The organism is Photobacterium sp. DNB22_13_2 (genome assembly GCF_052873915.1).
Genome location: NZ_JBNNXU010000002.1, coordinates 156,566 through 183,203, shown reverse-complemented (window position 1 = coordinate 183,203; position 26,638 = coordinate 156,566). Strand labels below are relative to the sequence as shown.

Here is a 26,638-nt window from a genome sequence, read left to right as displayed (position 1 = left end):
ATCGTCGTATAGTTATGTCTTCCAATATATCAAAGTCTCCCTCCATAATAGTGGGAGACCTCGATTGGCTTAACCTAGAGGCTCTCGATATATCACACTAAGACCACGCGTGGTGAGTTGCTCTGCGAACGCATTGATTTGTCTACCATTGCACGGTTCCCATTCAAGAGCCTGGCCGGTTACGCCGTGATGCTGAAACGCGTTGAGCCGAATGATTGTCCTCTCTGGCAGAGACGATAAATAGTGGGTTAGGGCATCTATTTCCTGCTCGAAATCAGTGATCCCAGGAATATGCAAGAGACGCACTTCCTCTAATTTATCATAGCGGCTCAGCAGCGCAATAGATTGCATCACCCGGTGATGGCTGCGTCCTGTTAGCCATAGATGAGTCTCATCTTGCCAAGCTTTCAGGTCAATCATAGCGCCATCCAATACAGGCAGGAGCTTTTCCCACCCGGTCACGCTTAGACTGCCATTGCTATCAACCATGCAGGTTAAGTGCTGAAGCCTAGAGTCTGCTTTGATGGCATTAAATAGCTCTACAATGAAAGGCAGTTGCAGTGTCGCTTCACCACCACTGATGGTAATGCCGGACAAGAACAGCTGATGCTTTCGAACGAGTTGTAATATCTCTTCAACCCCCATTTGCTGGGTTTTGGGGTTGGATTGGTTAGGGCATACTGCCAAGCAGCGATCGCACTGAGTACAGAGTTCTGCCTGCCATTTAACGTTACCTTCCTGCATCGAAAGCGCGTTGCTTGGGCAAGGTGCAACACAATCACCGCAATCATTGCATACTCCGATAGTGTGCGGGTTATGGCAATTCTTGCATTGGTAATTGCACCCTTGCAGGAAGATAACGAGCCTGTTGCCTGGCCCGTCGACACACGAGAAGGTCAGGATCTTACTGACTGTCGCAGTAGCGCGGCGTTTGCTCATGGCTCACAACTCGTGGTTTTCGATTAAGGATACCAGTATTGGCGGCCGCTTCTGCGCCAAGTCCTGTGGTATTGGTGCGAGAGCCTTGTTCTTTGAACTTGGCAATATCTGAAAGCTTGATCATATAACCTGTTACACGTACCAAATCATTAGAGTGCACATTGGCGGTAAATTCACGGAATCCGATAGCTAACGCGCCCTTGCAAAGCTGGTACATGGCTTCAGGGTTGGATTTGACCGTTTCGTCAATGGTCAGAATATCGCTAATGCCAGACGTGTAATATTGGTGATGCTCTGCTAGGGCTTGGATGTGGTTCACCGGATCAGGTTCGGTACCATATGGAATACGAACCCCTGGGGTCACATCCTCATCTAGGCTGATCCCACCTTGAGCATGGAGCAGGGCGCGGCCATTGTAGCCATATTTCACTGGTGTTGAGGTAACAATGTCACTCAGGGCTTTCGAAATACGGTGGCCTAGTGCATTTGCTGCTGATTGGTGACCGTATTGGCCGTTCAGATTATCTTTTTCAAGTAGGGTATTGACGGCTTCTGCCATACCGTAGATGCCAAACATCGGCGCAAAACGGCTTTCGTCAATCAAACCTTCTTGCACTAAGAAACTGTTAAAGAAGCCTGAATCTTCATGTAAATAAGCCGAACGAGCATTGATCAACTCGAACATGGTTTGGCAGTAGCTTGGCAGGATGGTACGAAAGAACTCTTCGCTAGATGATGCTTTTCGAGCCACTTCTTTAAGATTCATACGAACCAGTGTGTTAGCCCCCCCCGCTAATGGCAATGAGTTGTAGCAGCTAACAATACCAAAGCCACTGTTGTCATAGGCGTTGGCATGGACAGGGTAGTTGGCGATATGTGGCTTACTGCACTCACAGATGTTATGGCTGGCTTGGCGTAGTAGATCGTCTGGCGTGACTTCTGGATCGTACATAAAGGTTAAGTTAGGCGCGACTTGTTTTAGTTCGGCATCTACTCGCAAAATAGTACGGCAAATAATGTTATCAGTCGGACCAATATTTACATGCATAAAGGCATCTGGCAGGGTGCGATCCAGCATGATCCAGAAAAGACGTAGCTTACGGTAAATGGTGTTTTCGTCTAGGCCATTGGTAAACGGCATCAAAACATCATCTAGCTGACCGAGATAAACGGGAATATTGGTAACCGATGGCACATGGTGGTAGATAATCGAGAGATGGTTAAGCGCTTCATCGAAATCTGTTGCTGGTGGCAGTTCAAGGTATTCACAACCTTGTTGAAGAAACTTGGCGTAATCCGGCAGAACGTAACGTGGTTTGAATGGTGCATTACCTTCAAACATGTCACACAAGATATTGTCTTCAATGGCGGCATGAACTGACTCTGAAATATCGAGATAGGGCAGGCTAGCATCGGCTTCCAATGCAAGGTATTGGCTTTTTTGCTTTGGAGAGAGAGTTGGATCTTGGATGATTTGCTTGAACTTGTCTTGAATGCTCATGTTATTAACCATGTTTGAATTATGGTTAATACCATAAATGGCCAAGACGATTTCTTGAAGTGAAAAGAAATCAAGTGACAGTTTCTATAATGGAAAACCAATAACTTGGATCTGGTTATAAAAAATTTGTTGCTGCCAAACCTGACCTAGCGGTAACAAACAGCCCGTAAACACTGAGCTGAGGAAAGGCTTCTTGATTTTATTGGCTGGATTGTCATTTTTGGAACATAACGAAGTTGTCATAGTGTCACTAATTTGACTAGAAATAATAGTAGGTGGATCAAACAGGAAGCCCGTTCCGCTCTCTAAATTTCTCATGGACAGAGCTTGATAGTTGGTCGAAGACTTTAGCTCAGGACTTATGTGATGACTTGCTCAGACAGATCACCAAACCGATTCAATCTACTTCTTTGCTCGCTGACTTTGACGCTTGGTTGTCAAGTGCAAGCGCAATCGTTAGATAACACCGAATATGCCGCGCTTGTTAGTCCGAGTGATGTGGCTAGCGATTATTCAAGCCAGCAGACTCAAGTATCCGCCAGTTCGGTGATAGGAAGCTCATTATTAGACCTTTCTTTGCTTAAAAGTATCAATCTGTCTAGTGCACAAAGCTTGTGCGAGGCGACTCAAACAGGTCTGTGCTTCACAGAAGAAGTGAAGCGAATCTATGCTGAGAATGATTATATGCCGCTGTGGGGCGAGGGTGATTTAAGAAACGCCCTGAATGTTCGCGTAAAATCATTGGCGTACTCTGGTTTGATAACGGGTTTGGAGCTTCGTCTATCAGAGCTTGCCCAGCTTGAACTGTTACCCGATCTCCGCGCATATGACATGCTGGCCACAGACACCTTCCTGCTTTACGAGGCGTTAACCTACCAACTATTTTCATCACCAAGTCTGATGTTTCGCCACCAGACGCTGAGTTTGAACCGTGATGCAGACATTGGGCTACTACCGGGCTCCGTGAAAGGCGCTGTGATTAATACATCGTTTTTGAATTCTCGTTTAGTCGGCAGGCAAGATCAATATGATCTTGCCCAGAGAGCACTGGCACAAGTTGAACATTTTAATCAATTGCCATCACACAGTTACCAAACACATGGTCGTCAACTGGTTAAGCAGGACAAGGTGGTGCCCAATGGTTTGGCCATGATCGAAGTTCTTAATACCTATGGTGATTTGACTGATGAAGCTTTTTATCGACTCACTGCTGAGGCTTCGTTAACAAATAGCGGTGAGCTCAACCAAGCCATCAGGCGTTTTCAGCAGCGCAATGGATTAGAAGCCGATGGCATTATTGGCCCTGCCACGGCTCATCAAATGGCATTACCTTATAGCGAGGTTGCCCGATTGTTGGCATTGAACCTTTATCGTAGCCAATTAGGTGCAACAGGGGATGAACGGCCAAGTATTAGGGTTAATATTCCTGACTACCATTTACAGATCACCCATAAGCAAGAAGTGGTTTTCGAATCTAAAGTGATTGTTGGCCGCACCGCTCGACCAACCAACTTGTTCTCTTCATCGATGAATATCATGGTGGTGAATCCGCGCTGGAACGTACCTGAGACGATAAAAAAGAAAGATGTTATTCCAGGGATGAAGGCATCCCCAGATTACTTGCAGCGTAAGAACCTGACGATGATCCGCAGCTGGCGTGATCGTACTGCGATCTCGCCGGATCTGGTGGAGTGGAGCAACGTGAACCCCCATACATTCCCTTATGAATTTATGCAAAATCCTGGTAGGGGAAATGCACTAGGCAATGTGAAGTTTTTGATGCCAAATGATTACTCGGTCTACCTGCATGACACACCATCTAGAGGTTTATTCAATAAAACTAAGCGTAATTTAAGCTCTGGTTGCGTGAGGGTAGAAAAAGCCGCCGAGCTAGCTGAATATGTGTTGGATTACCAGCAGCGACCGAATTGGCGTAATTACCAGCAACTGGTAAGTGACAGGCGAACCGATACTATTACCTTACCGCGCAAGATTGATGTTGATGTGACCTATGTGACGGCATGGGTTGATAAGAATAACCAACTGCAGCTTCGGGAAGATATCTATGGTTATGACAGGCCGATAAAACGCCCGGTAAAGCTGAAATATTCGACGGTTAAAAATTATAGGCAGTAGAGCCATACCTGAGTCATTTAATGCGGTGTAATGCGGTGTAGAAAGTACATGGTGGTTGATGCTGGATCCAAATCATGTTGAGTAACAAAATCAATGAATTAGTTGAAAGAGCATTATTGGAAGGCGACATTAAAGCAAAAGTCGCGATAGAAAAGATCAATCAAAAAGCGATACCTTTGGTTGAAGAATTGCCTATGGCTGAAAATACACAGTCTGAAGACAAAATGCTGCTTGATATCCGCTTGCAATCCAAACAGCTTAATCTAAAGGCCTACAAGGCAGCGCGAGTTGTCGCCGGTCTTCCCTTTGTACTCTATATTCTAAGCTTGGTAGGCTAGGTAATAGTCAATAGGGCATATTTAGTATCGTTTCAATTCTTACAAATAGAAAAATATTTGGAAGTTAAGTTAAACAGCAATGGTTCAGGGTAAAATGGTGATACTAAGCTATTCCAAAATATTAGGTATAAAAATGAAAAAGACATTCCTGACTGCTGCATTATTGTTTTCTGCTCCGCATGTCTTCGCTAGCGAAAATGCTGAGATGTTCCCTGAAATGCCGGGTTTTACCAAGCATGTTATTCAGCTAGATGCGGTTGAGGACGAAAACCAAACTCGTCGAGTACAGATTATCGCTAATAGTGTTATGAATGTGGATTGCAACATTAAAGCACTGCCGATGGATATCGAGCGACGTTCGCTGGAAGGGTGGGGATATTCATACTACGTACTGGAAAAACAGACGAACTATGCCAGTACCATGATGGCTTGTGAGAAAGAAGCCTCTGACACTAACCTACAGTTCCATAGCGACCTGTTGCGCTACAACTCAAAGCTTCCTTTGGTTATTTATGCCCAGGATGATGTTAAGGTGGATTATTCTGTTTGGGCACCAATGAAATAATCTGCTGATTTATTAATCACGCCAATACCCGCTGGGTGTTGGCGTTTTTTGTCATATTCGATACAACCTCATGCTTAACAGGTCTCTGTGCTAAAAGCTGGATCTCATGGAGGTTGCTATGCCTGACCATTCGTTTGACTTACCAGTTCAACTTACTGACTTTGATATAGATATTGCCTCTATGTTTCTACTGGCATTGTGTAATTTTAATGACAGTTCAGGAACCGTTGAATTTGGTGATTTTGCAAACATTTATCCCCTGAGCTTACTATTGATACAAAACGTCAGCGGTTTGATGGCACTGACAACCCTCTTAATCCTGCACCTTGGGGTAACTTGGGTATATCAGTGGACATGTTCACATCCTCATTGTTTGGCCTAGATAGCAAGGTCACGATTACCTTTCATGACTTAATCGTTATCAGCCTCAAAGACAAAATAAGTGTGTTACCAAGCTTAATGCCATTAATCGAGGCAAATAGTATTGATTGATTTAGAAGAGGTAATTATGCCCTCTTCTACGTGTTTCTGATTTTTTGGCGCGAATTGATAAAAAACTAACTGTAAGGAAAAGTACTTTAGTGACATAGCCGAAAACGAATAGGAGCTAAGCTATGTCTCATCAGTTTAATCAGTACCGTCAGTTACTTAACCAATCCTTAGAACACGCTGTGGATTACCTTGAATCTTTGCCAGAGCGTCCGGTTGATAAACACGTGACATCTGAAGCTTTACGTCAGGCCATCGGCGGCGGCTTACCGATGTCACCTAGCTGCCCTGATACCGTGCTTAACCAGCTAGCGGTAAATGTTGAGCAAGGTTTAATTGGCTCTGGTGGCCCTCGTTTCTTTGGTTATGCCATTGGTAGTTCGTTCCCTGTTTCAATGGCGGCTGACTGGCTTGTCAGTGCTTGGGATCAGAATGTTCCTTATTACGTATCTAGCCCATCGATGGCCATTGTTGAAGAAACGGCAGCCGAATGGGTCTTAGAGCTACTTGGCTTATCTCAACAGGCCGGCCTTGGTTTTACTTCTGGTGCACAGGAAGCGATCTATACCGCTTTGATCACAGCACGCAATACCTTGCTTCAACGAGCAGGTTGGGATGTGGCCAAGCAGGGGCTTTACAATGCGCCTCGCGTTCACGTTGTGGTGAGCGATCAAATCCACTCTACCATCAAGCGTGCACTGTCGATGATCGGTGTTGGCTTGGAAGATATCCATACTATTCCAACTGATGACAACTTGCGGATCATTGCCGAGCATATCCCAGAAGTCTTGTCTCAGTGTGATGGCCCAACGCTTGTTTGCGCTCAGGCGGGTTGTATCGACTCCGGTGCATTCGACCCCTTTGATGCCTTGGCCGACGCTGTTGCTAGCCATCCTAATGCTTGGTTGCATGTGGACGGTGCGATTGGGCTGTGGGCAGCAGCGAGCGATAAGCAGAAGCATCTGCTCAAGGGGATTGAGCGTGTGGACTCCATTGATACCGATGGCCACAAATGGTTCAACATGCCTTATGACTGCGGTCTAGTGATTGTTAAGGATGCTGCGGCTTTGGCAAGCGCAATGGGCGGCAGCAACATGGGGGATTACCTCAATGACGCCATGGCCAAACCGGATCGTAATGCTATCAACTTTGGTATTTCTGCTTCCCGACGTGCCCGAGGGGTACCGGTTTACGCTGCCATTAAAGCCCTTGGTAAAGAGGGTATTGTTCAGCATCTCGATAACTGTTGTGCACTGGCTCAGCGTATGGCTGACAAGTTACGGCCAGTTGAAGGTATCACCATCTTAAATGACGTTGTGTCCAATCGCTTTTCAGCCCAGTTCGGTACTGGAAATGAAGCTGAACGAAATCAAATGACCGAACGGGTCGTGCACCGTTTGCAGCAAGAAGGTTTCTGTTACCCATCGACATCTGGCTACAAAGGGCTAAAGACCATGCTGTTTTCGGTCCTAAGTTGCCACACTAACGAGCAGGATATCGACCGCTCAGCTGAGAAAATCATCGCCGCTTTTGACATTGAGCGTGCGCTTTTCAGCAATAACAAAGAACAAACGCATTCTGAGCCAGCGGTATGTGCTGAATAGTTAAATGAGGTTCGTGTTTTCAATAGCGTGTAATGAGGAAAAATGATGAAAGTATTAATTAAGAATGCCTCTTTGTTTGACGGGGAAAATGAAGCATTACGTCATGATTGCAGCTTGTTGGTGGAAGATGGCGTCATTTCTAAAATCTACCAATACGAAGCGGTGCTCGAAACCGTTGATCAAACGGTAGATGCGACGGGTTACACAGTGATACCAGGGCTAATTGATGCTCACACTCATATCGCATTGTCTGATAGTTTCGATAATATTGACTTGATGACACCGGAAGAGGTTGCTGTTCGTTCAACTGTAATTGCCAAGGAAATGCTTGAACGTGGCTTTACCGCGGTACGAGATGTAGGCAGTAACTGCTATGGTCTTAAGCAAAGCATTGATAATGGTTTTGTGCCGGGGCCAAGGATCTACCCAAGTTATGCCGGGATCTCGCAAACATGTGGTCATGCAGACTATCGCCAAAATCGAACCCAGCGTTCGAACTTCAATCGCGGTATTGAAGATTCTAGCTTTATGCGTCAGCAGCATTTAGTGCTAGCTGATGGGATCCCTGAGTGTTTGAAACGTACACGGGATCAAATATTCAAAGGCGCTTCGCAGATCAAAATCTTCGGTGGTGGCGGGGCATCTTCTTTATTTGATCCGCTCGATACGATCCAATATACCCGAGATGAGCTTCGGGCCATTATAGAAACAGTCACTAATTACGGTTCGTATGTGTGCAGTCATATCCATGCCCAGCCAGCGATGAAAATCGCTGTGGAGGAAGGTGTTAAGTCGCTCGAGCATGCCACATTTATGGATGATGAAGTCGCCAGTATGTGCCTCGACAAAGATGTCTGGGTGGTGCCGCAGTATGCCACTGCCGAGCTGATTGCCAACCGCCAGATCCCGCTTGGTAGCGAAATCTTGTACCAGAAGACTGAGCGTGTAGGTAAAGGCTTGCTCAAGCAAGCAGAGTTGGTAGATAAATACGGCTTGAAGTGTGCTTTCGGTACTGACTTGGTCGGGACGACAGAGGTGCATGCCAAGCAGAACATGGAGTTCTCGGCGCGTAAGAAATATTTCGGCTCATTTAGAGGCATCAAGCAGGCGACGTCGGATACCGCAGAGTTGTTGAAATTGTCGGGGCTGTTGGACCCATACCCGGAAGCGAAGTTAGGAGTGCTGTGTTCTGGGGCCTTTGCCGATATGCTGTTTGTTAAGGGCAACCCAGTTGCTGACCTTGATATTTTGGCTAACCCGGACAATATCAAAGTGGTGATGAAGGGCGGAACTATTTTTAAAGATACTCGCTTTAAAGATAACCGAGATTAGACGACTGATTGGCTAAACAAAAACCGCTCGCGTAAATGCGAGCGGTTTTATCTATTTGTAGAGGCTAATCGTTAAGCCGCTATGACACTTTCAACTCTCGGGTCTTCCATAGTGACCCGATAATTGCAGTGCTGATGGTCAACACAATCACAGCCAGAGACACTGGCGTTGGGATCGCATAACTGGTTTCCATTAGCAGCATCTTGATACCGATAAAGCTCAATATGAAAGCCAGTGCTGGACGTAGGTAGCAGAAACGAGTCAGCATACCTTCTAGTACAAAGTACAGCGAGCGCAGGCCAAGCAAGGCGAATACGTTAGCTGTCATGACCAGAAACGGCTCTTTTGTCACTGCGAAAATAGCAGGGATGGAGTCCAGAGCAAACATCACATCGGTCAATGCGATCACCGCGATCACAATCAACAGCGGAGTCGCAATCCAGCCTTTATTATCTTGGACGAAGAATCGATGGCCGCTGTAGTTATCAGAGACCCGGAAGCACTTTTTCACCATACGCACAGGTAAGGATTGGGAAAAGTCCTCTTGATCTTCTTCGTCTTCGCTCCACAATTTGTAACCAGTGTAGAGCAAGAACGCCGCAAATACATATAAGACCCAATGGAACTGAGTAAGCAACTCAGCGCCGACTGCGATCATGATCGCACGTAGGATCAACGCACCCACAACACCTAACATTAACACTCTAGGACGAATCGCTTCGGGCACGGCAAATTGGCCGAAAATCAACGCGAAGACAAACAGGTTGTCGACACTCAATGATTTTTCGAGCAAGTAACCGGTTAAGAAAGCAGTCGCTGCTTCGCTATTGGTATAGCTACTCTCTGGTGCCATCAAAGGCCAGTATAGATAGATAACCACATTGAAGGCCAAGGCCAAAATCACCCAAAACACACTCCAAAGAGCGGCTTTCTTGATGGTGACTTTTCCACCACGGGTTTGATACAAGTCCAGCGCCAACATAAAGATGGTTAGAACAGCGAACCCTTCATAGCTTAAAAGGCTCATAGTTTTCTCCTTTCGCGATCGAGTGCGCGAAAGAGACGGGATCAGGGATATGACCAGACCTTTCGCGCATTAATTACAAGGGTTGTCTTTTACGGCCAAATGGCAACATATAGGTAAGACAACCCTGCACGGATGTGCATGATTAATGGCGTTGGTCTCGTCAGGATGGTGTAGGGCTGGTGCTACAAATCCACCCTCGGCTGCCGGAAGTACAAGACTTCGAGATGACGACAGACGAACAATTGGTGACTACTCCCCAAAGCAGGCGCATTCTAAAAGCAAATTTCTCAATGCGCTAGTGATAATTTACACCAAATACATAAAAAATAAATTTATTATGCCGAATATACGTCAAAGTGCCCTGTATCAAGCAATTACAAGTAACTTGGATATTTACTTTCTTTGTCATAAAGCTTTCACAGAGCGACGCTAATTTATCATTATTATTTTGGTCTATACCAAGACAGGTGGTGAATAATGCTTAAGGACAATGATAACTTCCAGCCATATTGGTTTGCTCAGGCGATGGGCATTGAAGTATCAGCTCAACCCAATGTTTTACAGAATGATATCCAAACCGACGTCTGTATTGTCGGTGGCGGTTACACAGGCTTGTGGACGGCCATCAATTTGAAACAAGAGCAGCCAGACTTGGATGTTGTTGTTATCGATAAGGGATTATGTGGCAGTGGTGCCTCGGGCCGTAATGGCGGCTGCATGCTGACGTGGTCAACAAAATACCTGTCGATGAAAAAGCTGTATGGTGAAGAGAAAGCGGCAAAACTGGTGGCGGCCTCAGAGCAAGCGATTTATGAAATCGAAGCGTTCTGCAATGAGCACGATATCGATGCCCAGCTGCGTCGTCATGGCACTTTGTATACTGCGACTAACACTGCCCAAGAGGGCTCGATGGAAGGTGTCTTACACGCACTAAAAAAGCAGGATATCAATAGCTGGCAAGCGTGGGAAAAAGATAAAGTCCAATTAGATGCAGGCTCAGACATCCACTGTGAAGGGTATTATTCACCGGCGGCAGCCAGTGTCCAGCCTGCTATGTTGGCCCGTGGTTTGAGGCATGTCGCAGAACGACTAGGGGTGAAGATTTATGAAAACACGCCTATGGAAGATATCAACACTGATATCCCTATTACCATCACGACGCCACAAGCCGAGATCTATGCCAAGAAGGTGGTACTCGCACTCAATGCATGGATGGTAGAACAGTTCCCTGAGTTCAAGCGCAGTGTGGTTTTGGTCTCGTCGGATATGGCTATTACTAAACCAATCCCAGAAAAGCTAGACGAAATGGGACTGAAAGATGGCAAGACGATCGTTGACTCGCGCACGTTTGTTCATTACTACCGCTCAACACCCGATGGCCGTTTAATGTTGGGTAAAGGTGGCAACTATTTCTCGTTCGCTAACCGGATCAGCAAGATCTTTGATCAACCTAGTCGCTATCAGCCGCTGTTACGTGGCGCCTTCAACCGGTTCTTCCCGTCATTGTCAGGGCAATCATTCGCTACCACGTGGACGGGAGCCTCAGATCGCTCTGTAACGGGTATGCCATTTTTTGGCCAGCTCAAACAGAATAAAGACATAGTTTATGGTTTGGGCTATTCGGGTAATGGTGTGGCACAAACTTGGATAGGCGGTAAGATCCTCGCTTCTATGGTGCTCGATCAAAACAATGAATGGACCGAGTGTGGATTGGTATCCGGCCCGAAAGGTTACTTTCCGCCTGAGCCTATTCGTTGGACTGGGGCGATGATGGTGCGTGATGCGATTCGACGAAAGGAAGCGGCTGAAGATGTTGGCCAAAAGCCATCTTGGGTTGACAAGCAGTTAGCCAAATTTGCAGATGCTGCAGGTAAAGCAGACAAGGGATAATGAATATAGCCTACATGCTGGTTGATTATCATCCATGAAAATGAATAAAGGGCCTTTGGCTCTTTATTTTGTATCTACTCAGACCCTGACTTTTCTTGAGAACCATACATAACTTGTAACACAACCTGAGATTTATCTCTGTTCAGTTCGATTACACAGATTATAATGTCCTGAGTGATTATCTTGGGTAAGTTGTATGTTGATTAAGCGTCTCTGCACAATTTGTCTGTTTGTCTTATCGTTGTGTGTAAACACCGCGATGGCGCAGCATATTGAGTCGTTTAATGATGTTCTGTTTTGTTCTGCTACTACGGTTCAGCCAATGACTATGATTGGCTCAATAGGAACAACAGAAGTCAGTAGGTCAGGACATATCACAGCAGAGAACACCATTACCCAAGAAGATGACCGTTCAGTCTTCGATGAGAAGAATGGGGCGTATATTTTCAATGCGTTAAGGCGTCTTAAAAGCGTCGACCATTTCGCTGGAATGGGAGTAAAACCCGATTTCGATCTTGTTTTTGAATTCCCTGTACCTTCACTTTTACAAAGTGCGCTATCGTCAACGGCATTGCCACAACTGCAATCTCATTGGATAGGTCACATTCCTCCGAGTCATAACCGTCTTTCTGGTTGGAAAGAAGGCAATCTACTTTATAGCCACCGCTTCGGCTAACTCCATTTCCAAATCTTATTTTTGTTAAGGAGTGTATCTGTGACGGGTCGTCATTGATCACTACTGTCTCATGTAAATGAGGGTTGGATGATGGAAGGAATACGTACCTTTCGACGAATTAAAAATGTTATCTCCAGTTGGAGATCTATCGTGTTTATTCTGATTGTGGTGCTGTTTGTTTTAGATAACAGTCCTGGCTCGCCCATCAAGCATTCATCACGAAAAGTGAACGACTATATCGAACATAGGCTGAATGAAATGCGAGCCAATCAAGAAGGAAATCTAGCATCTAGGGTGCTAGTCAAAGTGATATTTGGTACTGCTCGCGATAGCGATACAGGCCATTAGTTGGTATTTGCTGCTAAAGCAGTTCATATAGCCGGGGATGCCGGTAGTTACGTTTTGGAGTAGTTTATGCAAGAGATGTTATTGGCTATATGGCATCATGATTTTGAAACCCTGCAGCAAGTGAGCTCATTGAAATGGTTCTTGTTGTTACTGACGGTGATCTTGCTGTTGGAATCAAGTTTTGTATTCTTGCCTTTGCCAGGTGATGGGCTGGTGTTATTTGCCGGTGGTATGATTGGGCTTGGGATTTTGGATTTTCCAACCACGGTAGCAGCACTGTGCTTTGCGGCCACATTGGGCGGGTTTAACGGGTATTTGCAGGGGCGGGTGCTGCACCGGACCGGGTTTGTTAACTGGCTTGAGCGTATGCTGCCGCAAGAATCATTGCCGAAAGCGAGGCGACTGCTCAATAAGTATGGCTTCTTGTCATTGTTTATTTCACGTTTTGTTCCTTTCGTCAGGGTGTTAACCCCGATGCTAATGGGGATCGCTAAGCTGAGCGCATGGCGTATGGTGCTGATTAGTACCATGAGCTCGTTGGTGTGGTGTTTGATTCTGTTACTTGTTGGTAAGTGGGTGATGCTAAGCCCTATGCTGAGCGACTATCAGCAAACGATCACCAAAGGTTTGGTGCTGCTGAGCTTTACTCTGATGATTTCAGCGCTAGTTGGCCTTGTTTACCGTTATGCCAAGACGAAGGTTACATCAGGGCGGATTTCGAAGGTATAGTGCTCTGTCAGAGCCTTAAAAAGAAAGCCTGAATGTGATTACATTCAGGCTTTTTAATTTACTGGCAAAGGCTACTTTGATAGTTGGGCGACCGACTCGATACAGATAGCATCGTGACGCCAGTACTCTAAATCACAGTCAATGACATTATCGTGTTGATCGTAGTTTAAGCGTTCGACCAACATTGCTGGGCTACCAGCTGTTGCTCGCAGGTGCTGAGCTGTTTCACCAAGTAGCGAAGTGGTGCTGACGCGGTATCGGGTTTTCGAATAGATCACGCCATACTCTTCTTTATAGAGGGCCGTCAGTGATGAGGTAAATGACTTCTCAAGCAGGTTAGGGAAATACGTTGGTAAGATAAAGTTGGTTACAACGACGACTGGGCGTTCATCAAGAAAACGCAACCTGTCTATCCGATATACCTCTGACAATGGTGGTACTTTCAATAGCGATGCAGCTCTTCGGCTAGCAGGCATTAGCTTGGCATCTATGAGGTCAGTGCGTGCAATACGACCTTGCTCTTTGGCCATTTGAGGAAAGTTAGTGGTGTAGGTTGGGTCATAGCTCAATGGGGTAGGTGACACGAACCAACCCCGGCGGTCTTCGCGGTATAGCTTCCCTTCGGCTTCCAATAAAGCCAGAGATTCACGCAAGGTCACCCTAGTGGTATTGAATGATTCAGCGAGTTTACGCTCGGCAGGTAATTTGTTCCCAGCCGACAGAAGGCCAGCCTCAATCTGCTCGTTGATGGCTTCCATAATTTTTAAATATTGCACAATTGACCCTATGTAAAATGCAAATTCGATTACCGTTATTGAGCTAAAAGGTAATCGGATTAACATTATATCGATATCATATCGGTAGCGCTGTAGTTTTATTCTACAACTAATTGGTTGGTGGTAAGTTACTGTATTAAAAGAACAAAAGGCAATAGAGCGTTACTGGTTCTCTATTGCCGTTTGGTGAATTTAAGCATGTTCAGTGGTGATAAACCAATTAATGCTATTAACGTTTACGCCAGGCCTGAGTGTAACGTTCAATCAGCTGAATCGTGCCGACATGGCTGAGTTTGACTACTGCTGCTGTCATCAGAATCATCACTGCCATTGCTGCAGCTGGGCCTGTTTGACCCGCATCGTCCATGTTCAGCACCGAGACCGATGCGGGCATGGTATTGGTTGCGTACAAGAATACGATAGCCGATGTTGTGGTCATGGCATTAACAAACATATAGGCAGCAATTTCCAATACCGCCGGCAGGCACACAGGCAGGGTAACTTTAAAAAACACTTTGTACTGAGGCATTTTAATTGACGCCGAAATCGCCTCTACTTCTGCTGGCAACTGCTTAAGTGCTGTCAGTGCCGTCATATGGCCTACGGTGTAGTAGTGGATCACGGTGTTTATAACCAAGATAGCCATGGTGCCGTAAAGTACTGACATCGGATTTGCTTGGTTATTGAAGAAGAAGATATAGCCCAAGCCCAAAACCATGCCCGGTACCGCCATCGGAATAATCGCAATCATTTGCAGTAGGTTACGAATAGGAGCAAAGGCACGACCTTTTTCAACACAGTAAGCACCGATGAAAATCACCACCGTACCAAACACCGCGACCAAGCTAGCGAGCTGAATAGAATTGAAGTATGGAGCCCAGCCGTAAGTGCTGAATTGGGCAAAATTGTAATTGTTCAGGCTAAGGGTCAGATTCCAAGGCCAGAAAGTAACCAACGAGCCATAAACAGCCATACCAATCACCGCCAAAATGCACAGTGAAATCAGGCTACAGAATAGTAAGCACAAACCATCACGCAGCTTGCTTGGCTCTGGTGTGTAAGCGACCGAACGTGAGTCGAATAGACCCTGCTGTTTCTTCTTGACCCAGCGATCCACCGAAAAGGCAAGGATGGCAGGAATAAGCAAGATAACACTGGTTACCGCACCCATTGAGAAGTTTTGTTGACCAACCACTTGCTTGAAGATGTCGGTTGCCAACACGTTATAGCTGCCGCCGATCACTTTAGGTACACCGAAATCACACACCACCAAGGTGAAGACCACAATTAGCGCACTGATCAAGCCATACTTTGCTGCCGGTAGCGTCACCACAAAGAATGTCTTGAACGGTGATGTATTCAATGCCTTGGCTGCTTCATACAGACGGGCATCCGATGTCTTTAACGAGGTGGTCAAGATCATCACCGCATGGGGGAAAGTCCAGAAGATCAAACCCAGCGCAATCCCGATTGGTCCGTACACCGAGTTGCCCATCAACACTTCCTTGGCGATCCCTTGATTACCGAACAGGTAAATCAGGCTGATTGCAGGCAGAAGAGATGGTGCCAAGATCGGTGCCGCGCCCAGAATATTGAAAAGGCCTTTGAATGGCATACAGCTACGCGTTAGGGCATAGGCATAGCCAAAGGCAAGAAAACCGACAAAGAAAGTGACGGTTAAGCCGATACTGACGGTATTTTTCAATGATTGCCACAGCGCGGGTGAAGAGAAGTAGTTGGCAAAGTTTTGTAGGCCAACAAATTCGCCTTGGTTGTTCAGCACGCTTTTTTGTAGCATGGCAAACATGGGACCCAGCACAAAGATCCCCATAATGATCAGCAGTATTAGTAAGATAATACCAAGGGTGATGTTATCTCGGCTTAGTGAATTCCTAAATACGGTTAGGCGCTGCTCAAAGCTTGGCTGATGTGAAGCCATCGCGTGCTCATTGGTAATTGCATTCATCTCAGTATCCAGGCTCTTTAATGCGCTTGAAAGATATGGGTGTGTTTTTTCGACATGTTCACATAATGGTAGTGACCACGTTCTAACTGGAGCTCGCGTAATTCTCGGATTGGCACGTCGACCTTCAGCATCTTGCCTTGGTATTCACCTTGAAGTTTGCATTCCGCGCGAACATAAGTGCCTTGGAACTCTAACTCTTCAATCTGTACCGGAAAGCTTGAGTCGCTTTTCTTGCCAATCTCTAGGAAGTGCAGATCTTCAGGGCGCAGTCCTAACTCTATCTGCTCTCCACGCTGTAAATCATCAGATGGTTTAGGGAGCAGAGACTCACCGATACGGATTTGACTCTCGCTCACAACTGAAGCCGGAATGAAGTTCATGTTGCCGACAAAGTCAGCCACAAAACGAGATGCTGGTTTTTCATAGATGTCCTGCGGTGTACCGACTTGCTCAATAACGCCATGATTCATTACGACAATACGGTCGGCCATTGCTAGGGCTTCATCTTGATCGTGGGTAACCATAATCGTGGTAATGCCCAGCTGACGTTGCAGTCGGCGGATCTCATCACGAAGGTGGGAACGTACTTTCGCATCCAAAGCTGACAAGGGTTCATCAAGCAGTAACAAACCTGGTGACAATGATAGGGCGCGGGCAAGAGCAACACGTTGCTGCTGGCCACCGGAAAGCTGATTTGGGTATTTTACACCTGAGTCTGGCAAGCCAATAACATTCAACCAGTGGTTTACAGTGTCGATAACGGTTTTATTGTCCTTGCCCTGATTACGAAGACCGAGGCTGATGTTTTCAGCGACGGTCAGGTTTGGGAACAAGGCATAAGATTGAAATACGATGCCAAAGTCACGCTTTTCCGGAGCAAGGAAAGTGGTTTCGTTTTCGTCTTGTGTAATTTTGCCTGAAGACGCCAGATCAAGGCCGGCAATGGCACGTAGCAAGGTTGTTTTACCGCAGCCTGATGGGCCCAAGAAGCAAACAAATTCACCTTTGTTGATTTCAAGTGAAATGTCATTCAGCGCTGTAAACTGTCCAAATTGCTTGCTGACATTTTCAATCTTCAGATATGTTTCCATGGTTCGACTCACTCGTATTGGTATATACCAAACATAGTGGTAATCGGTTACAGTTAAATGACATGAATTTTACGAAAAAAAGAAGTTACTTAGATCTATACCCAAGTTACTTGGGTATAGTTATTTTGTGGAAAAAAAGAGCTACTGGTACATACTTAACCAGTACTGAATATCGTAATTTTTTGTTGTGTTAAAAAAGAATTTGATTCGGGTTGCACGGTTTCACCTTGTCAGATTGGATATTCTAAATAGGTCTAGACCTTTTATTCTATTTTTATTTTTTTTTGATTGAGGCAAAGTATCATGGAAAGAAAAATGTTGATGCGTAATATTTCTTATATGGAACGTGAGCTGTCGGAAATGAAAAAAGAATTAGCAAAGCTGGATGCTCAGGCTGAGCAGCAAGAAGGATTGGAAGCACAAGAAGGGCTTTTGTCACGCCAACCTTATTTCCAGCTTTAATGCCTATCACATAAACCAAAAAAGCGTGACAGCATTATCGTCACGCTTAGCGATTCGTTTTCTAGGATAGAAAATTATGAGCGTGGTTCAGACTTAGCATCAAACTTATCAGACCAAGCCTTCAGAACATCTTCACGGCTGACAGCCATCTTACCGAAATCCATATCAACCATAGCGTTTTCTACATCTGGGTAGTTACTCACTTGAGCATTGATAGACTTGTGGCCCACAACAGGGTAGAACTCATTGTAAAGCTTGTTGGCTTCTTCAGAGATAGACCAGTCGATCAGCTGTTTCGCGGCATCAGATTCAGTGTTCACTAGGCCAACAGCTTCAGCTTCCCAACCCACACCGCCTTTAGGCATGATGATATCGATAGGAGCACCTTGAGTTTTCAGGGTTGCGCCACGAATTGCCATTGAAATGCCGATAGCCACTTCACCCATACCTGCTTGTACACATGGCTTAGAGCCAGAGTGGGTGTAATGGGCGATGTTGTTATCCAGTTTTTCCATGTACTGCCATGCCGCATCGTCACCCATAGATTGGATCCATGCTGATACCTGCATGTAACCCGTACCGGAAGAGGCTGGGTTTGGCATCGCGATGTGGCCTTTGTACTCAGGCTTTAGTAGGTCTTCCCAGCTTTCAGGTTTAGCTAGACCTTGTTGCTCAGCAACAATTTCGTTGAAACAAACGGCATTGAAGAACGCGTCGTTACCAAACCAGGCTTTGTTTTTTTGCGGGTCAACCAAGTTAGTACGGATTTGATCAAGACCTTCTGGCGTATAAGGCTGTAGTACACCTTCTTCTTTTAGTAGTGCCATCGAAGAACCGGCCAGGCCCCACACAACGTCAGCGTGAGGGTTACTTTTTTCTGCCAGCAATTTTGCTGTCATGATGCCGGTTGAGTCACGTACCCAGTTGATTTTGATGTCTGGGTTCGCTTGCTCAAAACCGTTTTTAAATTTGGCTAGCATGTCGGTTTCGAAAGCGGTATATACCGTCAGTTCCTCGGCAGCAAATGCAGAAGAAGCGGTAAGTGCAGCAATTGCAGTAAGAGGGGCAATCATCCAACGGTTTTTCATTTTGTCATCTCCATGAATATTTGGGTGTCCAAGCCTGAATAGTATTCTTAATAAACTTGGTCTTTACCAGATTGTTTCGACAGGGATGATGCTAGGCAGAAAATATGACACTTCAATGATTGTGATATTTCAGTTTGCGAACAGTTTTATTTGACCTTTATGACAACGAAAATTCAGACGTAAATAAAGTAGGCGTGTATGAATTTAGAATAATATGAAGCTTTTATTAATTTTGGGGTGAGGGGATTTACAGCAATCTGGCAAGATCGTTATAGTTTGACGAAACTGGTATAGTCCAAATCGGAATCGAGACAATGGAAAACTTGGATAATCAATATCTGCTACTAACCCCTGGTCCACTATCAACTAGCCGCACTGTTCGTGAAGCAATGCTAAAAGACTGGTGTACTTGGGATGACGAATACAATAAAGGCATTGTAGAAGTGATCCGCAATCAGTTAGTTGAGCTGGCGACGGGTGTTGAGGGTTATACAAGTGTACTTATGCAGGGCAGTGGTACCGCATCGGTTGAAGCGACAATCGGCACGATTATTCCCCAAGACGGAAAATTGCTGGTGGTCAATAATGGTGCATACGGTGAGCGCATTGGTCAAATTGCACAATATTTGAAAATTGAACACACCATTATTGCTCTTGGTGAAGTTGTTCAGCCGTCACCGCAACAAGTAGCTGATATCCTTGATAATGATCCAACTATTACCCATGTCGCTATGGTGCATTGCGAAACCACGACTGGCATGTTGAACCCAGTTGAAGCCGTTTGTGATGTGGTTAAATCACGCAACAAGATCATGATCCTTGATGCGATGTCTAGCTTTGGCGGTATTCCACTGGATATCGGCAAGCTAGGCATTGATTTTATGATCAGCTCAGCCAACAAATGTATTCAGGGCGTTCCCGGTTTTGGTTTCGTTATTGCTAAACAAGATGAGTTAGGAAAATGCCAAGGTCGTGCCCGTTCATTGTCGCTAGATCTTTATGATCAGTGGCAGTGCATGGAAAAGAATCATGGTAAATGGCGTTTTACCTCTCCAACTCATACTGTCCGCGCTTTCCACCAAGCAATGCAAGAACTTCAAGAAGAAGGTGGAGTCGCTGCTCGTCACCAGCGTTATGCAACTAACCAACAGATTCTAGTTGCAGGCATGGAAAAGCTGGGCTTTAACTGTCTACTGGATAGGTCACTGCATTCGTCAATCATTACGTCTTTCTACTCACCTGAATCCGACGAGTATGATTTCAAAAAATTCTACAACCTTCTGAAAGATTTGGGTTTTGTCATCTACCCCGGCAAAGTGTCAAACGCAGATTGCTTTCGAATCGGTAACATAGGTGATGTTCATAATGATGATATGCACCGCTTGATTGATGCTATAGAAACAGCGATGTACTGGGTGTAAGGAAATCAGCATGACTCATACAGATTTGAAAAAGCTAGATATGACAAAGCAAGATCGTTCAGCACTAACCGATCAGTCATTGCTTAGCGAAGGTGATACCAACATTACCCCAGCGCGAGTGGCGTGGACCCAGAGTATTGCAGACCAAGTGACTCAGAAAATGTTGGAAGAAGATAGCAATGTCTTTTTACACCAAGCGATGTCGACACCATGTCTTGATGCATTAGTCGGTGCTGAAGGTATTTATATCGAAGATGTTGCCGGCAAAAAATATATGGATTTTCATGGTAACAATGTTCACCAACTAGGTTATGGCCATCCCCATGTTGTTGGCCGAATCCAGAAGCAATTGGTCGATCTACCATTCTCACCGCGTCGTTTTACTAACCAAACCGCTATTGATTGTGCGAAAAAGCTAGCTGAAATTGCCGGTGGGGATCTAGGCCGTGTGCTGTTTGCACCGGGTGGTACCTCCGTTATTGGTATGGCACTGAAACTTGCACGTTACGTGACTGGAAATTACAAGGTAGTGTCATTGTGGGATTCGTTCCACGGTGCCTCTTTGGATGCTATTTCGGTTGGCGGTGAAGCCTGTTTTCGTGAAGGGATGGGCCCATTATTAGCCGGGGTAGAGCGCATCCCACCTGCAGTGAGCTATCGTGGTGCATTCCCAACCAATGACGGCAGTGATGTTCATTATGCTGACTATCTGGAGTATGTGATCGAGAAAGAAGGTGGTATCGGTGCCTTTATTGCAGAAGGTATTCGCAACACCGATGTGCAGGTGCCAAGTAAAGCCTACTGGAAGCGAATCCGCGAGATTTGTGACAAGCACAACGTCATGCTGATTATCGATGACATTCCAAATGGTATGGGTCGAAGTGGAAACTGGTTCACTTACCAAGAGTTTGGCATTGAACCAGATATCTTGTGTATCGGTAAAGGGTTGGGCGGTGGCGTAGTGCCAATCGCGGCCATGATCACTAAAGACAAGTACAACACCGCATCGCATGTTTCATTGGGACACTATACCCATGAGAAATCACCTATTGGTTGCGCAGCAGCACTGGCGACGATTGAAGTGATTGAGCAGCAAAACTTGCTGGCCAAAGTGAAGGCAGACGAAGCCTACATGCGGGATCGCCTTGAAGCAATGAAACAAACATACCCAATCATTGGTGATGTGCGTGGGGTCGGTTTGCTTTGGGGGGTAGAGCTTGTTACATCTCGAGAGACCAAAGAGCGTGCAATGAAAGAAGCCGAACAGGTTATGTATCGTTGTCTTGAATTAGGCATGAGTTTTAAAGTGTCACAGGGTAACGTGTTGCAGCTGAGTCCGCCATTAATTATTGAACGTGAAGATTTAGCACGTGCTATGGCTATGGTAGAGCAGGCGATCAGCGAAGTTAGCGCACAATAATCACCATTGAATAACTGACTGGTAGCTCATTCGGCTGCCCGTTGGAGACAAAATTTAAAAGGAAGAGAAAATGATTAAGCAAGTTCAGGCAGTAATCTTTGATTGGGCGGGTACCGTTGTTGATTTTGGCTCATTCGCACCGACGACTATTTTTGTTGAAGCATTCCGTCGTGAATATGATTTCGACATTTCACTGGCCGAAGCCCGTGTACCTATGGGGCTCGGTAAGTGGGACCACATCAAATGTGTGGGTGAACTGCCTGAAGTCAGCAAGCGTTGGCAGGCAAAGTTTGGCCAGCCAATGCAAAAAGAAGATATCGATAAAATCTATCAAACCTTTATGCCACTGCAGATAGCTAAAGTTGGTGAGCATGCAGATTTGATCCCCGGCGCAAAAACGGTGATTGATGGCCTGCGTGAAGATGGGATCAAGATTGGCTCATGCACCGGTTACCCACGTGTGGTCTTGGATGAACTTATCCCTGCTGCAAGAGCGAAAGGCTACAGCCCAGACTGTGCTGTTGCAACCGATGACCTAGCAGCAGGCGGCCGTCCTGCACCTTACATGTTGCTGCAAAATATGATTGAGCTTGCAGTAACAGACGTAAAAGCTTGTATTAAAGTAGACGATTCTGTACCGGGTATCACTGAAGGTCTAAATGCCGGTATGTGGACTGTGGCATTGCTACTTTCGGGTAATGAAGCCGGTCTGACGCAAGCGGAATTTGAGCAAGCAGATGAATCCACTTTAGCAGCTGCACGTGCAAAAGCTGTCGATGCATTTGCTCATTCTGGTGCACATTACCAAATTGATACTATTGCAGAATTGCCTGATGTTGTAGCAGATATTGAGCGTCGTTTAGCTGCCGGCGAACGCCCATAAAATCTGTTTTGAAGCCCCATATTCCATAATAATAAAATTAGCTAATGCCCAGTATTCTTGAAAGTGTTTGAGGGTAGCTGGGTATAACTTGCCCTTTTGGTGCGGTCATACACCCAAAGGGCTTTTTTTGTGCAGTGCCTAATATTGTCTCACCATGTTGGTGCAACGAGGTCGGGATTTATCTGGCCATTTGTTTTTGGTTTTAATTTTCAATGATTTAATAGTTACTCTTTGTGGCGTAAATATTGCTCTGTTCTCTGTATAACATAATGTGCGCTAAGGGGAGAGTATGAAAAAGGAAGCAATTACCGTTATTTTGGCTGGTGGCGTCGGTTCGAGATTGTCACCATTAACCGACCATAGAGCCAAGCCTGCTGTACCTTTTGGTGGTAAATACCGAATTATCGATTTCACACTGACTAACTGTCTTCACTCTGGTTTACGCCGAGTATTGGTGCTAACTCAATACAAATCACACTCACTGCAGAAACACCTACGGGACGGGTGGTCTATTTTTAATCCTGAACTTGGTGAGTATATTACTGCGGTTCCCCCTCAAATGCGCACTGGTGATAGTTGGTATCAGGGTACGGCAGATGCCATCTATCAGAATCTCTACTTACTCACCCGCAGTGATGCAAAATACGTTGTTGTACTTTCCGGTGATCATGTTTATCGCATGGATTATGAGCCAATGCTTAAGCAGCACGTTGAAAATGAAGCTGATTTAACTGTTGCTTGTATGGAGGTACCAAAATCAGAAGCCAATGCCTTTGGTGTTATGTCTATTGATGAGTACCAGCGAATTTACTCTTTCACAGAGAAGCCAGAAGAGCCCCAGCCATTGCCAACCAATCAAGATGCCTGCTTAGCCTCTATGGGGATATATATCTTTTCGATGAAGGCACTGGAAGAGGCTTTGGAAAAAGATGCACTTTGTCCATCGAGTAGCCATGATTTCGGTAACGATATTATCCCCGGCCTGATCGACGGTGAACGTGTTTATGCTTATCAATTTGGTGGATCTGCGGGTAGGGTAAGTCAAGATGCTTACTGGCGAGATGTCGGTACCATTGATTCGTTCTATCAAGCCAACATGGATTTGTTGTCCTATTCCCCACCTATGGATCTATATCAGAAAGAGTGGCCAATACGTACTTATGAACAACAGTTGCCACCGGCAAGAACGGTTTCTTCACCTGTAGGTAATGAAGGGATCTTCATTAACTCTATTATTTCCAATGGAGTAGCCATCGAAGGGGGGTCAGCGCAGAACTCAGTTCTATTTCCAAAGGTCAAAATTGAGAACGCAGCGGTGGTCATAAACAGTATTGTTTTTGAAGGGGTAGTGATAAGTGAAGGAGCACATGTTGAGAATTGTATTATCGACAAAGATGTCGTTATTCCGGCAGGGACTGAAATTGGTGTGAATCCAAAACATGATGCAGATCGGTTTGTCATTTCACCTAATGGAGTCGTTGTAATCCCATCTGATTATCAATTTTAAGATTTGCATTATTTAACCAAATGGAAGGCCGACAAATAATGTTGGCCTTCTTTTAATATGTTGCAAATTTGTTTCGAGTGATAATTGTGGAAAATAATTATTTCTATCAATTAAGCTGAGATGAAAAAAATTTATTTTTCAAGATAGTGATCACTGTGTGCTCAAGGTTTTATTGATGTTAATCAATTGTTTTGTGGATATTTCCACCTTGATTTTTTGCTTCTAAAAAGCAGATCAACACCATATTTTCATAAATTAGACATAGCTCAAACTTAAGTTAGTCGTATAGTAGTTATTAGCTAACGGTATATTTAGCTAGGTGCACATGAGTTATTAACAACAGTGGTTATGTTTCTAAAAGGATGAATATGGAAACATCAGTTGAATTCTCAAATCTAGACAATGTGGTCTTTGATTACACAACGTTTCTGTCCGCATCATGCAAACAAAGAGTAACACTTGTCGATGCGCTAAAGGCGCTTATTCCAGCATTTGAAATAACATGGACTTCTTCAATGCCAAATGGAATGACAGACTCAGAGAAGTTGCAGATGCAAGCACTAAAAGTGCTGTCGACCAATATTAGTGATACGAACAACCTGATTCGTTTGTTACGACTTGCCCGCGCAGAGCATATTGACGAGCTAATGATTAAGCTGCCTTATGCATTAGAAGAGCTTCAACTAGTAGAGATTGAAAGTAAAGCGGCGTGCAAGATGATCAAGTTAGACGATGAAGGGGAAGTGCTTAGAGCACATATGCTCTGAATGCTTACTTGTTCAGATAAAAAGCCAGCGTTTATTACGCTGGCTTTTTTGTATTTAAATCATACCTTTCCACAACATACCAACGGCGAGGCAAGCTGCAGCAGTCAGTATGCTAGCTGCTGTCATTTCCTTTCCGACAAACGGACGGGTTTGCTGCTCTCGCTTGGCCTTTATGTAGAAATACAGTCCGGGTACATATAGCAATGCAGATAGTAGAAGGTAGTTAAGTCCTGATGCATAGAGCAACCATAAACCGTATAGGCTTGCACATAGGCCAACGATGAACAATGAGCCACGGTTTTTGCGCTCAATCGCCAATTTCAATGTATACGCACCTACCAAGAAGTAGGGGACAAGGATCATCTCTGATGCGATAGCGAGTAGAGTGTCATAGGTACTCCCGGCAAACATCACACAGATAAGGCTGACCTGAATACAGCAATTCGTCAGTAATAGTGAGTTAACAGGGCTACCCGCTTCGTTCTGTTTCGCAAAGCTGATTGGGAACATTTTATCTTTGGCTCCCAGGTATGGTGCTTCAGAGGCAAGTACCGTCCAGCTAAGGAAAGCACCGCAGACAGATACAAGAAGGCCACCACCAATGATGTATTTGCCCCATGGTCCAAGGATTTCGGTAAGCACCTTAGCCATAGAAGGGTTCTGGTAGGTTGCCAGTGTTTCTGTACTGACCACACCCATTGAAAGCAAAGTCACAAAGACATAGATGGTTAATGCTGTTAGCAGCCCAAGTATCGTTGCGCGGCCGATGTCTTTACGGTTCTTAGCGCGGTTAGAAACCACCACAGCGCCTTCAATACCAATGAACACCCATACCGTGATTAGCATGGTGCCTTTTACTTGGGACAGCAGATCGTGTTGTTCACCAAAATGCAGCCCGGTGAAATCAAATACGAAAGTATCCCAATGGAAAGCAATGAGGGCAGAGAAAATAAACAGGAACAATGGGACCAGTTTGGCACAGGTCGTGACCATGTTGATCATGGCAGCAGTTTGGACACCGCGTAGCACCAGTGCATGCACAAGCCACAATAATACAGATGAGCCGATAACGGATAGCCAAGTATTACCCGCACCAAACAGCATCATATCGGGGGTATCGAACAGCATACCTAATGTGCTGAATACAATAACCAAGTAAGAGACATTGGCTAGCATAGCACTAAGCCAGTAGCCCCATGCCGAACAAAAGCCGACGAAATCGCCAAAGCCAGCTTGGGCGTAGCCAAAGACACCGCTTTCGATTTCAGGCTTAAGTCGCGAAAGGTGTTGGAAAGCCAAGGCGAGGAAAATCATTCCTATACCTGTGATAGTCCAACCAATCATTACTGCTGCGGGACTGGCAACAGCAGCCATATTTTGAGGAAGGCTGAATACACCCGCACCTATCATTGAGCCGATGACCAAAGCGGTTAGCGATCCTAATCCCAGTTTCTTTTCCATTTTTACATCCGGTTATAACGACTGAATTTTTATAATTTTCAGGTGTATTATGATGGATTTTTCTTGATTTGCACGGCAGAAGTGATGTTGGTCACGTAAATAATAGTTAATTACACCATTCATTGTACTGGATCAAAAAAGCCATCCGCATTGCTGATGGCTTTGTAAGTATAGGAAAGAATTAAGTCTTAGTTTCGGAGCATAACTCTGTCATTCGAGAGG

24 protein-coding genes are annotated in these 26,638 nt (G+C 45.3%); 16 read left to right on the top strand and 8 right to left on the bottom strand.

What is annotated here, in order from left to right:
- Window positions 1–69: 69 nt before the first annotated feature.
- Window positions 70–939 carry a YjjW family glycine radical enzyme activase gene (locus ACVA58_RS04045; RefSeq protein WP_446509161.1) on the bottom strand — a complete coding sequence of 290 codons (870 nt, stop codon included), beginning with the start codon at window positions 937–939 and terminating at the stop codon, window positions 70–72.
- Window positions 905–2,452 carry a YjjI family glycine radical enzyme gene (locus tag ACVA58_RS04040; protein ID WP_446509160.1) on the bottom strand — a complete coding sequence of 516 codons (1,548 nt, stop codon included), beginning with the start codon at window positions 2,450–2,452 and terminating at the stop codon, window positions 905–907. The genes ACVA58_RS04045 and ACVA58_RS04040 overlap by 35 nt, the downstream gene beginning before the upstream one ends.
- A 429-nt stretch (window positions 2,453–2,881) precedes the next feature.
- On the opposite strand from ACVA58_RS04040, the gene ACVA58_RS04035 reads away from it, so the two are divergent.
- The 6 genes from ACVA58_RS04035 to ACVA58_RS04010 all read left to right on the top strand — a co-directional run bounded on the left by ACVA58_RS04035 (window position 2,882) and on the right by ACVA58_RS04010 (window position 8,904).
- A complete protein-coding gene (locus ACVA58_RS04035) occupies window positions 2,882–4,576 on the top strand; it encodes a L,D-transpeptidase family protein (RefSeq protein WP_446509159.1) in 1,695 nt (564 codons plus the stop codon).
- A 74-nt stretch (window positions 4,577–4,650) separates the two neighbouring features.
- Complete coding sequence (locus tag ACVA58_RS04030; RefSeq protein ID WP_446509158.1) at window positions 4,651–4,914, top strand: hypothetical protein; 264 nt, start codon at window positions 4,651–4,653, stop codon at window positions 4,912–4,914.
- Window positions 4,915–5,047: 133 nt separating this feature from the next.
- Window positions 5,048–5,479: an ecotin family protein gene (locus ACVA58_RS04025; RefSeq protein ID WP_446509157.1), complete on the top strand. Its 432-nt coding sequence runs from the start codon at window positions 5,048–5,050 to the stop codon at window positions 5,477–5,479.
- 118 nt (window positions 5,480–5,597) lie between these two features.
- Window positions 5,598–5,861 (top strand): hypothetical protein, encoded by a 264-nt coding sequence (locus tag ACVA58_RS04020; protein WP_446509156.1) that lies wholly within the window; start codon window positions 5,598–5,600, stop codon window positions 5,859–5,861.
- A gap of 232 nt (window positions 5,862–6,093) precedes the next feature.
- On the top strand, window positions 6,094–7,572 hold the full coding sequence (locus tag ACVA58_RS04015; protein ID WP_446509155.1) for a pyridoxal phosphate-dependent decarboxylase family protein: 1,479 nt from the start codon (window positions 6,094–6,096) through the stop codon (window positions 7,570–7,572).
- A gap of 45 nt (window positions 7,573–7,617) precedes the next feature.
- Window positions 7,618–8,904, top strand: a complete 1,287-nt coding sequence (locus ACVA58_RS04010) for an amidohydrolase family protein (RefSeq protein WP_446509435.1) — start codon at window positions 7,618–7,620, stop codon at window positions 8,902–8,904.
- 79 nt (window positions 8,905–8,983) lie between these two features.
- On the opposite strand, the gene ACVA58_RS04005 is transcribed toward ACVA58_RS04010, so the two are convergent.
- Window positions 8,984–9,931, bottom strand: coding sequence for a TerC family protein (locus ACVA58_RS04005; protein ID WP_446509154.1), 948 nt, complete (start codon window positions 9,929–9,931; stop codon window positions 8,984–8,986).
- 477 nt (window positions 9,932–10,408) lie between these two features.
- On the opposite strand from ACVA58_RS04005, the gene ACVA58_RS04000 reads away from it, so the two are divergent.
- The 4 genes from ACVA58_RS04000 (at window position 10,409) to ACVA58_RS03985 (ending at window position 13,574) form a co-directional block, all read left to right on the top strand.
- Window positions 10,409–11,821: an FAD-dependent oxidoreductase gene (locus tag ACVA58_RS04000; RefSeq protein WP_446509153.1), complete on the top strand. Its 1,413-nt coding sequence runs from the start codon at window positions 10,409–10,411 to the stop codon at window positions 11,819–11,821.
- Window positions 11,822–12,017: 196 nt separating this feature from the next.
- Window positions 12,018–12,497 (top strand): hypothetical protein, encoded by a 480-nt coding sequence (locus ACVA58_RS03995; RefSeq protein WP_446509152.1) that lies wholly within the window; start codon window positions 12,018–12,020, stop codon window positions 12,495–12,497.
- 150 nt (window positions 12,498–12,647) lie between these two features.
- Entirely contained in the window at window positions 12,648–12,845 is a 198-nt protein-coding gene (locus ACVA58_RS03990; RefSeq protein ID WP_446509151.1) for a hypothetical protein, read from the top strand.
- Between the two features lie 66 nt (window positions 12,846–12,911).
- Complete coding sequence (locus ACVA58_RS03985) at window positions 12,912–13,574, top strand: DedA family protein (protein WP_446509150.1); 663 nt, start codon at window positions 12,912–12,914, stop codon at window positions 13,572–13,574.
- A 71-nt stretch (window positions 13,575–13,645) separates the two neighbouring features.
- Here the strand turns inward: ACVA58_RS03985 and phnR are convergent, their stop codons facing one another.
- The 3 genes from phnR to ACVA58_RS03970 form a co-directional block, all read right to left on the bottom strand.
- Window positions 13,646–14,350, bottom strand: a complete 705-nt coding sequence (phnR, locus tag ACVA58_RS03980; RefSeq protein ID WP_446509149.1) for a phosphonate utilization transcriptional regulator PhnR — start codon at window positions 14,348–14,350, stop codon at window positions 13,646–13,648.
- 229 nt (window positions 14,351–14,579) lie between these two features.
- Window positions 14,580–16,289: a putative 2-aminoethylphosphonate ABC transporter permease subunit gene (locus tag ACVA58_RS03975; protein WP_446509434.1), complete on the bottom strand. Its 1,710-nt coding sequence runs from the start codon at window positions 16,287–16,289 to the stop codon at window positions 14,580–14,582.
- Window positions 16,290–16,333: 44 nt separating this feature from the next.
- Window positions 16,334–17,407 (bottom strand): putative 2-aminoethylphosphonate ABC transporter ATP-binding protein, encoded by a 1,074-nt coding sequence (locus tag ACVA58_RS03970; protein WP_446509148.1) that lies wholly within the window; start codon window positions 17,405–17,407, stop codon window positions 16,334–16,336.
- A 303-nt stretch (window positions 17,408–17,710) separates the two neighbouring features.
- Here ACVA58_RS03970 and ACVA58_RS03965 point away from each other — a divergent pair, with 303 nt between their 5' ends.
- Entirely contained in the window at window positions 17,711–17,869 is a 159-nt protein-coding gene (locus ACVA58_RS03965; RefSeq protein WP_446509147.1) for a hypothetical protein, read from the top strand.
- Between the two features lie 74 nt (window positions 17,870–17,943).
- On the opposite strand, the gene ACVA58_RS03960 is transcribed toward ACVA58_RS03965, so the two are convergent.
- Window positions 17,944–18,957 (bottom strand): putative 2-aminoethylphosphonate ABC transporter substrate-binding protein, encoded by a 1,014-nt coding sequence (locus ACVA58_RS03960; protein ID WP_446509146.1) that lies wholly within the window; start codon window positions 18,955–18,957, stop codon window positions 17,944–17,946.
- Window positions 18,958–19,280: 323 nt separating this feature from the next.
- On the opposite strand from ACVA58_RS03960, the gene phnW reads away from it, so the two are divergent.
- The 5 genes from phnW to ACVA58_RS03935 all read left to right on the top strand — a co-directional run bounded on the left by phnW (window position 19,281) and on the right by ACVA58_RS03935 (window position 24,955).
- Window positions 19,281–20,378, top strand: coding sequence for a 2-aminoethylphosphonate--pyruvate transaminase (gene phnW, locus ACVA58_RS03955; RefSeq protein WP_446509433.1), 1,098 nt, complete (start codon window positions 19,281–19,283; stop codon window positions 20,376–20,378).
- A gap of 40 nt (window positions 20,379–20,418) precedes the next feature.
- On the top strand, window positions 20,419–21,798 hold the full coding sequence (locus ACVA58_RS03950; protein ID WP_446509432.1) for an aspartate aminotransferase family protein: 1,380 nt from the start codon (window positions 20,419–20,421) through the stop codon (window positions 21,796–21,798).
- Between the two features lie 70 nt (window positions 21,799–21,868).
- Window positions 21,869–22,681, top strand: coding sequence for a phosphonoacetaldehyde hydrolase (phnX, locus tag ACVA58_RS03945; RefSeq protein ID WP_446509145.1), 813 nt, complete (start codon window positions 21,869–21,871; stop codon window positions 22,679–22,681).
- Window positions 22,682–22,970: 289 nt separating this feature from the next.
- A complete protein-coding gene (gene glgC, locus ACVA58_RS03940) occupies window positions 22,971–24,188 on the top strand; it encodes a glucose-1-phosphate adenylyltransferase (RefSeq protein ID WP_446509144.1) in 1,218 nt (405 codons plus the stop codon).
- A 368-nt stretch (window positions 24,189–24,556) separates the two neighbouring features.
- Entirely contained in the window at window positions 24,557–24,955 is a 399-nt protein-coding gene (locus ACVA58_RS03935) for a hypothetical protein (protein ID WP_446509143.1), read from the top strand.
- Between the two features lie 54 nt (window positions 24,956–25,009).
- Here the strand turns inward: ACVA58_RS03935 and ACVA58_RS03930 are convergent, their stop codons facing one another.
- A complete protein-coding gene (locus ACVA58_RS03930; RefSeq protein WP_446509142.1) occupies window positions 25,010–26,416 on the bottom strand; it encodes a basic amino acid/polyamine antiporter in 1,407 nt (468 codons plus the stop codon).
- Window positions 26,417–26,638: the final 222 nt, after the last annotated feature.